This is a genomic window from Sphingomonas sp. PP-F2F-G114-C0414 (assembly GCF_003688595.1).
Lineage (GTDB): Bacteria > Pseudomonadota > Alphaproteobacteria > Sphingomonadales > Sphingomonadaceae > Sphingomonas.
The window spans coordinates 834,148-845,137 of sequence record NZ_RCWT01000009.1; the positions used below are offsets into that span (position 1 = coordinate 834,148).

The following is a 10,990-nucleotide window of genomic DNA, read 5'->3' on the forward strand; positions in this document are numbered from 1 at the left end:
TCAGTCCGGCGGCTGGTCGTTTGCGACGAGCGCTTCGCCTGCAATGTACAGCGATCCTGCGATCAGCACGACTGATGGACCCTGCGTGGACAGGCGATCGAGCGCGTCCGCAATGCCTGGAGCGACGTCGCCCTGGACGTCGTACCGGGCGGCGATCTCGACCAGTGCCTGGGGGGCGTGATGCGCGTGCCCTTCGACGGGGATGGCGATGATCCGGGCCAGCGACGGCGACAGGATGCGGAGGACGGCGTCGGCATCCTTGTTCGCCAGCATCCCCATGACGAGCGTGACGGGGCGACCTTGCGCGATCCGGCGCAACGTCCTTTCGACCGGCTTGGCGGCGTTGGGATTGTGCGCGCCATCAAGCCAGAGTTCGCTGCCGGCGGGGAGGCGCGCGAGGAGCGGGCCGTCCGAGAGCCGCTGCATGCGCGCCGGCCATTGCGCCCAGTCGGCGGCGGCGCGCATCGCGGCTTCGGGGATATGCAATGCGCCTTGGTGCCGCAGCATGGCGATGGCCAGCGCGAGGTTGCGCGACTGGTGCGCGCCGACGAGGCGGGGGCGATTGGTGACGACCGAAAAGCCTTCGTCCTCGTAGCGGACGGTCGCGCGCGCGGTCTCGCTGGTCCAGGCAGTGCCGCGGGCGACGACGGGTGCGCCGGCGGCTGCGGCGATGGCTGCGATCTTCGCGCGGAGGGCCTTGGGATAGTCCATCGTGACGAGGGGGACACCGGGCTTGGCGATGCCCGCCTTCTCGCCGGCGATTTCGAGCAACGTGTCGCCGAGGAACGACTGGTGGTCGATGCCGAGCGCGGCGATGCCGGTGACGACCGGGTTCGGGATGACGTTGGTTGCGTCGAGCCGACCGCCGAGGCCGACTTCGACGATCGTCGCTGCCGCCGGCGTGCGGGCGAAGGCGAGCAAGGCGGCGGCGGTGGTGACTTCGAAGAAGCTGGCCTGGAGGTCGGCGGCTTGGTCGAGCACTTCGGCCAGCAACGCGGCGAGCAGGTCGTCTTCGATCAGCGATCCCGCGAGGCGGATGCGTTCGTTGAAGCGGACGAGGTGCGGCGAGGAATAGACGTGGACGCTGTGCCCGGCGGCCTCGATCGCGGCGCGGAGGAACGCGCAGGTCGAGCCCTTGCCGTTGGTGCCGGCGACGTGGAACACGGGGGGGAGCAAGAGGTGCGGGTCGCCGAGACGGCTCAGCAGCGCGGTGATGCGCTCGAGGCCGAGGATGTCCGCGCCCGGTGACAATGCGGTCAGTCGGTCGAGCTGGGCTTGCACTGCGGGGGACGAGGACGTCGCGTGGTCGGGCATTCTTCTAGGCTCCCTCTCCCCTCCGGGGAGAGGGCTGGGGTGAGGGGTAGTACCGGGGCGCTGCGCCTGTGGCTGCCCCTCACCCCGACCCTCTCCCCGAAGGGGAGAGGGAGTGCGTTACGCAGCCTCGCGCGCGCTGAGATACCCGATGACCGTGCCGAGCTGTTCGCGCAGGTCCTTCCGGTGGACGACCATGTCGATCATCCCGTGTTCGAGATAATATTCCGACGTCTGGAAATCCTCGGGCAGCTTCTCGCGGATCGTGCTCTCGATCACGCGGCGGCCGGTGAAGGCGAGCGTCGCCTTGGGCTCGGCGATCTGCACGTCGCCGAGCATCGCATACGCCGCCATCACGCCGCCCGAGGTCGGGTCGGTGAGCACGACGATATACGGCAGGCCGGCGTCGTGCAGCATCTGGATCGCGACCGTGCTGCGCGGCATCTGCATCAGGCTGAGGATGCCCTCCTGCATGCGCGCGCCGCCGCTCGCGGTGAAGATCACGTAGGGCACGCGGTCCTCGATCGCTGCCTCGACGCCGCGCACGAACGCCTCGCCGACGGCCAGGCCCATCGACCCGCCCATGAAGCCGAAATCCTGCACGCCCACGACGACGCGGTGGCCGTCGATCGCGCCGCGTGCGTTGATCAGCGCGTCCTGTTCGCTGCTGTCGGTGCGTGCCGCTTTCAGGCGATCGGTGTAGCGCTTCTGATCGCGGAACTTGAGCGGATCCTCGGGCACTTTGGGTGCGGGGAGTTCGCTGCAGCTGCCCTCGTCGAACAGTTGCGCAAAACGGATCTTCGGCCCGATGCGGTCGTGGTGATCGCATTTCGGACAGACGTAGAGATTGTCCTCGAGCTCCTTGGTGAAGATCATCTGCCCGCAGCCCTTGCACTTGTGCCAGAGATTCTCGGGCGTCTCGCGCTTCGCGACGAAGGGCAGGACGTTGCGGACGCTGTTGAGCCAGCTCATGCCCCGATCTCCATGGGAATTTCCTTTCGAGCCGAGGCGACGGCGTCGGCGAGAGACTTGATATAGGCGCGGACCGGTTCGGCCGCAGCGGCACCGTGCTGCGCGACCAGCTCGACGATCGCCGAGCCTACCACGACGCCGTCCGCGACGCGCGCAACGTTGGCGGCCTGCTCAGGCGTGCGGATGCCGAAGCCGACCGCGATCGGGATGTCGGTCTGTACCTTCAGGCGCGCGACGGCGTCCTCGATCGAGGATTGTTGCGCCTGCTGGAGCCCGGTGATCCCTGCGACCGATACGTAATATAGGAACCCGCTGGCGCCATCGAGCACCGTCGGCAGGCGGGCAGCATCGGTGGTCGGCGTGGCGAGGCGGATCAGGTCGATTCCGGCAGCGCGCAATTGTGGGCCGAGCGCATCGTCTTCTTCGGGCGGCACGTCGACGCAGATCACGCCGTCGACGCCGGCGTTGGCAGCTGCCTCGGCGAACCAGTCCGCGCCGCGCCGGAGCATCGGGTTGCCATAGCCCATCAGGACCAGCGGCACGTCCGGATGCCGCGCGCGGAAGGCGGTGGCGGTGGCGAGGATGTCCGCGGTGCGCGTGCCTTGCGCGAGGCTGCGGATGTTCGCGGCCTGGATCGCGGGGCCGTCGGCCATCGGATCGGTGAACGGCATGCCGAGCTCGATCGCGTCTGCACCTCCCGCGACGAGCGCGTCGAGGATCGGGCCGGTGGCTTCGGTGGTGGGGTCGCCCGCGGTGACGAACGCGACGAGCGCAGCGCGGCCGGTGGCGGCGGTGCGCGCAAAGGTGGCGGCGAGGCGGCTCAAAGCTCCCCTCCCGCTTGCGGGAGGGGTTGGGGGAGGGGCTGACATAGCCGCACATTAAAGGTCTGAGGAGCGAACAGGCCCTCCCCCGACCCCTCCCGCAGGCGGGAGGGGAGCAGAAGTGCGATCATATCGCCACCCCGAGCGCTTCGGCCACGGTGAAGATGTCCTTGTCGCCGCGGCCGCACAGGTTGGCGAGGATGATCTGGTCCTGCCGCATCTCGCGGGCCTTCTTCGTTACCGTGGCGATCGCGTGGCTTGGTTCCAGCGCGGGGATGATGCCTTCAGTCCGGCACAACAGCTGGAACGCGTCGAGCGCTTCGGTGTCGGTGGCGCTGTCATACTGGACGCGGCCGATGTCGCGCAGCCATGCATGCTCCGGCCCGATGCCGGGATAATCGAGACCCGCCGAGATCGAATGCGCCTCGGTGATCTGGCCGTCCTCGTCCTGCAACAGGTACGTCTTGTTGCCGTGCAGGACGCCCGGGAAACCGCCCGCGAGGCTCGCCGCATGTTCCTTGTCCAGCCCGTGGCCCGCTGCCTCGACGCCGAGCATCTGCACGTCGGCATCGTCGAGGAACGGATGGAACAACCCGATCGCGTTCGAGCCGCCACCGATCGCCGCGACCAGCATGTCGGGGAGGCGACCGACCCGCTCCAGCATCTGCGCGCGTGCCTCGGTGCCGATCACGCTCTGGAAATCGCGGACCATCTCGGGATACGGGTGCGGGCCGGCGGCGGTGCCGATGATGTAGAAGGTGTCGTGGACGTTCGCGACCCAGTCGCGCATGCCCTCGTTCATCGCGTCCTTCAGTGTGTGCGCGCCGCTGGTCACGGGGCGGACTTCGGCGCCGAGCAGCTTCATGCGGAACACGTTGGGCGCCTGACGCTCGACGTCCTTCGCGCCCATGTAGATCACGCAGGGCAGGCCGAAGCGCGCGCAGACCGTGGCGGTGGCGACGCCGTGCTGGCCCGCGCCGGTCTCGGCGATGATCCGGGTCTTGCCCATCCGCATCGCGAGCAGGATCTGGCCGATGCAGTTGTTGATCTTGTGCGCGCCGGTGTGGTTCAGCTCGTCGCGCTTGAACCAGATTTGCGCGCCCATGCCCTCGGGGGCGGACTCGCGGAGCGCTTCGGTCAGGCGTTCGGCATAGTAGAGCGGGCTCGGGCGGCCGACATAATGTTCGAGCAGATCGTCGAACTGCGCCTTGAAGGCGGGGTCGGCCTTGGCGGCGCGGTACGCCTCGTCGAGTTCGAGGACGAGCGGCATCAGCGTCTCGGCGACATAGCGGCCGCCGAAGTCGCCGAAATGGCCGCGCTCGTCGGGCTGGGCGCGGTAGGAGTTGGGGGCGAGGGGAGCATTCATGCAGGGGCGTTTAGCACTTCGTAAATCGCTGTCACCCCTTCCGTTTCCGCTAAAGCCCACCCCAGCGGAGGCCGGGGCCCAATTGGGAAAGGCTTTTTGGCGAGTCGGATGCTCCGTTACCGCGACCTTTCCAATTGGGCCCCGGCCTTCGCCGGGGTGGTGCTAGCGCGTGGCGACCGCCTTCAGGAACGCCGCGATCCTGGCTTCGTCCTTGGTACCGGGTTCGCTTTCGACCCCGGAAGACACGTCGACGAGTTCCGCGCCGGTCCGCCGGATCGCCTCGGCCACGTTCGCCGGATCGAGCCCGCCCGAGAGGGCCCAGGGCAGCGGATGCCGGAAGCCGTCAAGCAGGTCCCAGTCGAATCGCAAGCCCATCCCGCCGGGTAACGCGGCCGAGTCCGGCGTCTTCGCGTCGTACAGTATCCGGTCGGCGACCCCGACGAACCCATGCGCCGCATCCAGATCGCCGCGCGTGCGAACCGCCACCGCGACCCAGGTCTCGATCTCGAATTTCGCGCGGATCGCGGCGGCGCGTGGCGGGGTCACCTTGTGGAGTTGCAGCACGTCCAGCGCGGCCGAGCCGACCGCCTGTTCGAGCATGTCGTCCTCCGGATCGACGAACACGCCGACCTTTGCGACATGGCCCGGCACGCGCGCGGCGAGTTCGGCAGCTTTGGCGAACGTCACGTGGCGCGGCGAGGCGGGGAAGAATACGAACCCGACATGGCTTGCGCCGTGCCGGATCGCGGCGTCGAGCGTCGCGGGCGTGGAGAGGCCGCAGATCTTGGCGGTGGTCATGGTCTTCTATCGGCCTTTGCCAACGGTAGCGGATGTCCGGGACGGAGTAGCGATCGATTACTTCGTAGCGCTCAAGCGCCCGTCATCCTGACGAAAGTCAGGATCCAGAGTAACGAACGCTGTCGATCTTGGTACTGGATCCTGACTTTCGTCAGGATGACGACGTGAGCTTAGAGCGTCGCGCCGATTGCGCGGGCGGCGGTGTCGGGGTCTTCGGCTTGCGTGATCGGGCGACCGACCACGAGGATCGACGCGCCTGCATCGAGCGCCTGGCGCGGCGTGACGACTCGCTTCTGGTCGCCGATGTGGCCGTCGGGCAGGCGTACGCCCGGCACGACGAAGAACCCCTTCGGCCAGATCTTCTTCGCCGCCGCGACCTCGGCACCCGAGCAGACGATGCCGTCGACCCCCGCCTGGCACGCCAGTTCGGTCAGCCGCGAGACCTGGTCGTGCGCGCTGCCGACGACGCCGCTCGCGGCAAGATCGGACGCGTCGAGGCTGGTGAGCAACGTCACCGCGATCACCTTGGTGCCGATCGGGGCAGCTGCCTTGGCATCCTCGAGCATCGCCCGGCCGCCGCTCGCATGGACGGTGAGGATCGCGGGTTCGAGCGCGCCGAGCGCCTGCACCGCCTTGGCGACGGTGTTGGGGATATCGTGCAGCTTCAAGTCTAGGAAGATCGGCAAACCGAGTTCGGCCATCGCCTGGACGCCGGCCTGGCCGTGCGCGGAAAAGAATTCGAGTCCCAGCTTGATGCCGCCGACATGATGGCGGACGCGCGATGCGATCGCCTTGGCCTTGGCAAGATCGGGCGTATCGAGCGCGACGTAGATGCGGTTGCTCACAGCAGAGAGCCCGGCGGGGTGGCGGTCGACATGTCCGTGGCTGGGCCAACGGGGGTGATCCGCGCAACCGGTGTCTCGGCGTGCGCGAAGGCCACCGGCTCGGGCCGCGGCGTCCGCAGTTCGACCAACTCGCGTTCGCACGTCGCAAGGCGCTGGCGCAGCCGCCACCGGATCGCGTGATTGTACAGCATCGTCGGCACGAACCCGATCAGGAACGTGACGAACAGCAGCAGCGGCAGGTTCACGTCGGCGATCAGCCCGCCCCAAAGCTGGATCTGGACGGCATTCCAGTTCGAGATCGTGAAGACTGCGGCGATGAACGCCAACAGGCACCAGAACAGGATTTTCAGGAACTGCATGCGGCCACCTCTATCGCGTCCCTCCGCGCCGAAGCGCCGATGGGTGTGCCAGAGCTACCGCCAAGCGGCCGGTTTGGCCAGTCTTGTGCCGAACAAGTCGGGTTTCAGCCGATTTCGGTCCTGATCTGCGCGATCAGCGGCAGAATCGCGGTGAGCCGGGGCTCCTCCTCGTCGAGGATCGCGACGAACGCGGCGCGCTTGATCGCGGCGACGCGGCCGGGCTTCATCCGCACCGTCTTCGGCAGCGTCGAGACGGTGATGTCGATCATCCGCTCGGCGCCGTGCAGGCGGCCCCAGAGATAGTCGTTCTCGCGGTAGGCGCGGCTGAAGAACGCGCCGAACGTGCCGAACTGGATCCCCTTCAACGTCGCGTCGGCACCACCCGAGCGGATCGCGGTGGCGTCGTCGGGGGCGATCCGGTCGACCTTGATCGGATCGAACTCGTCGAGTCCTTCGCCCTGCAACAGCGGCAGCGTGGCGGTGTCGAAATACGGAAAGCCGAGATAGGCGAGCAACATCGTGCGCCGTGCGGGCTTGGCGAGTTGCGCGAACGCCGCGGCGAGGCGCTGGTCGGTCTCGGCGTCGAGCCGACCGAGGTCGAACGTCCGGCCGAGCGTCGCCAGCACCTCGGTCGCATCGCCGCGCATCGCGCGGACCGCGTCATGCTGTCCGGCATGCATCTCGCCGCGCATCCGATCGAGATACGGCGACAGCGATTCGTAGATCGCGTCGCGCATCGGGGCGAGTTCGGGCTCGTCGGCCTGAGTCTCCACCTCGGCCAGCCGGCGCGCCATCAACCGTAGCCGGCGGATGCGGAAGCCGATGTCGAAGGTGCGGAGGAACGCGATCGACGCGGGGCTGGCGCCGCCGGGATAGTTCGAGCCGAGTTGATCGGCGCCGGTCGCGACGACGCTCGCCACGATCGCCGACCTGATCTGGGCGAGGCGGCGTGGGCGATGATGACGGCCCGCGTGAAACAGCAGGCTGGCCATCGTCTCGATCACCGCGCTGCGTTTGACGTGCCCGTAGGCGACGAAGCCGTACCCTGCCTTCGACGCGGCCGCCTTTTGCGCGCGCCGTCGCCAGGCGATCAGCCGGGGGGCGGTCGGGCGGTCGAGAAACAGCGTGTGGCCGAACAGCGATTCGACATCGGCCTCGACATCGGGGCGGATCGCGGTGACGATCCCGCGCATCCGGTCGATCCGCGCGGAGCGTTCGGCGATCGCCTCTAGATTGTCGCGGATCGGCTGCTGGCGCGGGATGTCGCTGATCGCGGCGATGATCGTCTGGAAGAAACCGGGCGTGCCTTCGCCGCGATTGAGCCGCAGCTTGATGCCCGGCGATGGGTCGATGTAGATGAAGCGACGGTCGATCTGGCGCCGTGCCGGCCGTTCCTTGAGCGCATCGAGCGCCGGCCGGAACGGCGCGTTGGCGAGCACCGATCCATCGATCAGCACCGCGGTCTCCGCCGCCTTCGCCGCAGCATGGCGCGGCAGGACGCGCTTGAGGAAGGCGCCACGCCCGGGCCATGCGATCTGGCGGGTCTGGAGCACGGTATCGAGTTCCGCCACGGTGAACGGCGGGAACGCGCCGGGGAAGCTCGACGTCGCGCGGGCCGCGAACGCGAGTTCCGCGCGCGGCGCGAGCGTATCGGTCGCACCGCCATTGTCGGTGAAGTCGACCACCAGCCGATGCTCGGTTTCGACCACTTCGGCGGGTGAGTTGAGCTGCAACCGCTCGGGATGGCCGGAGAAATCGGTGACCGTCACGAACAGGTCGAGCGGTTGCCCGGGTGGCAACAGGCGGGGGCCGCGCGTGCTGGCCGCCATCGCGTCGAATGCGTCGAGCAGCAAATTGGTGAAGGTCTTCCCCCCGAACGGCGGTTCGAACCAGCGCGAGCGGATGAAGTGCGACAGCTTGGCCCGCACCTCCTCGCGCGTCGGCTCGTCGAGTTCCTCGACCTTGTCGGTGCTGCGGCCCGCCGCCATCCACGCGAGCGGCATCGCCCAGACCTTCGACAGGCGCGATTTCGGCGCCGCTTCGGTATCGATCAGCGCCTCGACGTCGGCCGAGGTCATCCAGAGGTCGGTCAGCGGATCGAGGCTCTGCCCGGTGGCGATCGCCTGCGCGAGGAAGATGCCGTTGATCCCGCCAGCACTCGCGCCGGCAATGATGTCGGCGAGCACGCGCACGCGGATCGACGCGTGTTCTTCGATCTCCTGGAGCAGCGCGTGATAGACGCCCTGGCTGCCGCCGACCGCGGTCTCGCCGTCGTGGAACGCGCGGCTGGCGCAGACCAGCCGCCAGATTTCCTTGGTGATGCCGTGCATGTAGACCGCCAGGCTGATCCCGCCATAGCAGACGAGCGCCAGTCGCAGTTCCTTCTCGCGCATTCTACATCCCGTCCCGCATCGTCGTTCGTACCGCGCTTATGTCGGCTGCAGAATAGCCCAGATCGGCAGATGATCCGATGCCTTGCGCGCCGCCGGGCTTGCATGCACGCCGCACTCGGCGACGTGCAAGTCGCGCGAGACCATGATCCGGTCGAGCCGTGCGATCGCCCGCCTGGAATGGAAACTCGCGCCGGTTTCGGCAAACGCATAGTCGCGCCCGAAATCGCGCAGGCACCCGGCGCCTGCACTCCATTCGTTGAGATCGCCCATCATCACGGTGGGATGACGGTGCGCGCAGGCGTCGACATGATTCATGATCGCGGCGGCCTGCTTGCGGCGCCAGAGCCCCGACAGATCGAGGTGCATGCCGAGTACGCGTAGCGTCGCGCCGGCGAGTTCGATGTCCGCCATCACCGCGCCGCGTGGTTCGAGCGCGGGCAGATGCAGCGGTTCGCTCGCGACAATGCGCGCCGATTTGCGGACGAGAATGACATTGCCGTGCCAGCCCATGCTGAGCGCGCGGAGGCCAAAATCGACCGGTTTCCAGTCGCTATGTTCGTCGAGAAGATGGTGCGGTAGGACGCAGGCCTTGGCGCCGAAGCGTCGATCCGCCTCCTGCAGCGCGATCACGTCGGCATCGATTTCACGCAACACCTCGACCACGCGCTCGGGATTGCGCCGACGGTCGAGCCCGATGCCCTTGTGGATATTGTAGCTGGCGACCTTGATCATGCGTGGGGGCTTAACGCGGCGGCCGGGAAATGGGTTGCGGCATCATGCCTGCGAAACGACAAAGCGATCGAGCGCCGACGCGGGATCGACCCGCGTCGGCGTGCGCATTCAGCCTTGCGCGACGTCGCTCGCGTCGAACTCGGCGAACGCGGCCTTCACCTTGGCGGCCTTGGCCTCGTCCGCGATGTCGACCGAGACGACGATCTTGTCCTCCAGCGCCGCGTCGTCGCGCGATGCGGGCGAAGGGTCCTGGCCTTCGGTGTCCGCGCCCGCCGTCTCGCTGCCGGCACTGTTGGCCGGGCCGTCGGTGGTGATGAAGATATCGGTCCGCTCGATATGCTGCTCCTGGACGAGACGTTCGACGGTCATCTCGGCTTCGCGGCGGGTGTCGAACTTGGCTTTGAGGGTCGTGGGCATGGGAACTCCTTGGGTTAGGCGGGAAGGGGGGTGGGGTGATTCGAACGATCGGCGCTCGTCGCGGCAACGAAATGATCGAGGAAGTTGGTTAGCTCGATCCGCCGACTTGCCTCCTGCGCGAACTCGCTGTCGACACCGAGCGCCCACAGGATCGATCGCCGACCGGGATCGTCGTGAAGAGCATCCAGCTGTGCCGCGCGGTGCTCGACGTCGTCGCGTGTGTCGGCGAGACCCGCCTCGATCAGGTCGTCGGACTGTCGGCGTAGCGCCACCGCGATCTCGCCGGGCGCCAGTTCGGGGTGGTATTGCACACCCCAGAAGATTCCGCCGTCATGGCGGATTTCGGCCGCCTGGATGGTCGTGACGGCGTTGCTGGCGAGCAGGGTGGCATCGTCGGGTAGGTGCTCGACCTCGTCGCCGTGGATCGCGGGCGCATCCCAGCTGGGTGCCCGGCCCGCGAGCAGCGGATGGCTGCGCCCCGCGTCGGTCGGCGTGATCCGGCGCGCGAGCCCGGCCTCGAGCTTGCCGGGCATCTTCCGCACCGTGCCGCCCGCTGCGGCCACCGCGAGTTGCAGGCCGGCGCACGATCCGAACGACGGGGTGCGCGATGCGAAGACGTTGCGCATGAAGCTCAGCTGGCGGCGGACTTCGGGAGTGTCGTCGTAGACGTGGAGCGGTGAACCGGTGACGAACACCGCATCGAATGCCGCGATCTCGGTGGCGTCATAGACCTCCGCATCGTCGTCCGCAGGAGCGACGATCGTGATCCTGGCATCGGGACGAAGCTGTTCGAGCGTGGCGGCGTAGCTTTCGCCCGAACTCTTGCCGGTATGCTGACGCCGCGCGTCACGCTCGTCGGCGGTTTCGCTCTCGGCGACGAGAAAGTGCGGCACGCTGCGTCCTTCGTCCAGTATCGATCAGACATCCCCCAACGCATGGCCCGGCGTTTGGTCCGCGCGCCCGCGAACAATTATTG

The 10,990-nt window shown here is 67.8% G+C and carries 11 protein-coding genes; all 11 read right to left on the minus strand.

Annotated features, from left to right (window positions below; genetic code table 11):
* Positions 1-1,314, minus strand: a complete 1,314-nt coding sequence (locus C8J47_RS04455) for a folylpolyglutamate synthase/dihydrofolate synthase family protein (RefSeq protein WP_121884564.1) — start codon at positions 1,312-1,314, stop codon at positions 1-3.
* Positions 1,315-1,431: 117 nt separating this feature from the next.
* A complete protein-coding gene (accD, locus tag C8J47_RS04460; RefSeq protein ID WP_121884565.1) occupies positions 1,432-2,283 on the minus strand; it encodes an acetyl-CoA carboxylase, carboxyltransferase subunit beta in 852 nt (283 codons plus the stop codon).
* Complete coding sequence (gene trpA / locus C8J47_RS04465; protein WP_183129012.1) at positions 2,280-3,107, minus strand: tryptophan synthase subunit alpha; 828 nt, start codon at positions 3,105-3,107, stop codon at positions 2,280-2,282. Before trpA ends, accD begins: the two co-directional genes overlap by 4 nt.
* Positions 3,108-3,231: 124 nt before the next feature.
* Positions 3,232-4,470 (minus strand): tryptophan synthase subunit beta, encoded by a 1,239-nt coding sequence (gene trpB / locus C8J47_RS04470; protein WP_121884567.1) that lies wholly within the window; start codon positions 4,468-4,470, stop codon positions 3,232-3,234.
* Between the two features lie 162 nt (positions 4,471-4,632).
* A complete protein-coding gene (locus C8J47_RS04475) occupies positions 4,633-5,268 on the minus strand; it encodes a phosphoribosylanthranilate isomerase (RefSeq protein WP_121884568.1) in 636 nt (211 codons plus the stop codon).
* A gap of 170 nt (positions 5,269-5,438) precedes the next feature.
* A complete protein-coding gene (pyrF, locus tag C8J47_RS04480; RefSeq protein WP_121884569.1) occupies positions 5,439-6,113 on the minus strand; it encodes an orotidine-5'-phosphate decarboxylase in 675 nt (224 codons plus the stop codon).
* A complete protein-coding gene (locus tag C8J47_RS04485) occupies positions 6,110-6,472 on the minus strand; it encodes a LapA family protein (RefSeq protein ID WP_121884570.1) in 363 nt (120 codons plus the stop codon). The genes pyrF and C8J47_RS04485 overlap by 4 nt, the downstream gene beginning before the upstream one ends.
* 104 nt (positions 6,473-6,576) lie before the next feature.
* The gene (locus C8J47_RS04490) at positions 6,577-8,865 is read right to left on the minus strand and encodes a patatin-like protein (protein WP_121884571.1); all 2,289 of its coding nucleotides are present in this window, start codon (positions 8,863-8,865) and stop codon (positions 6,577-6,579) included.
* Positions 8,866-8,901: 36 nt separating this feature from the next.
* The gene (locus C8J47_RS04495; protein ID WP_121884572.1) at positions 8,902-9,597 is read right to left on the minus strand and encodes an endonuclease/exonuclease/phosphatase family protein; all 696 of its coding nucleotides are present in this window, start codon (positions 9,595-9,597) and stop codon (positions 8,902-8,904) included.
* Positions 9,598-9,705: 108 nt separating this feature from the next.
* Positions 9,706-10,014 carry a hypothetical protein gene (locus C8J47_RS04500; protein ID WP_121884573.1) on the minus strand — a complete coding sequence of 103 codons (309 nt, stop codon included), beginning with the start codon at positions 10,012-10,014 and terminating at the stop codon, positions 9,706-9,708.
* A gap of 14 nt (positions 10,015-10,028) precedes the next feature.
* On the minus strand, positions 10,029-10,907 hold the full coding sequence (locus C8J47_RS04505; protein ID WP_121884574.1) for a type 1 glutamine amidotransferase: 879 nt from the start codon (positions 10,905-10,907) through the stop codon (positions 10,029-10,031).
* Positions 10,908-10,990: the final 83 nt, after the last annotated feature.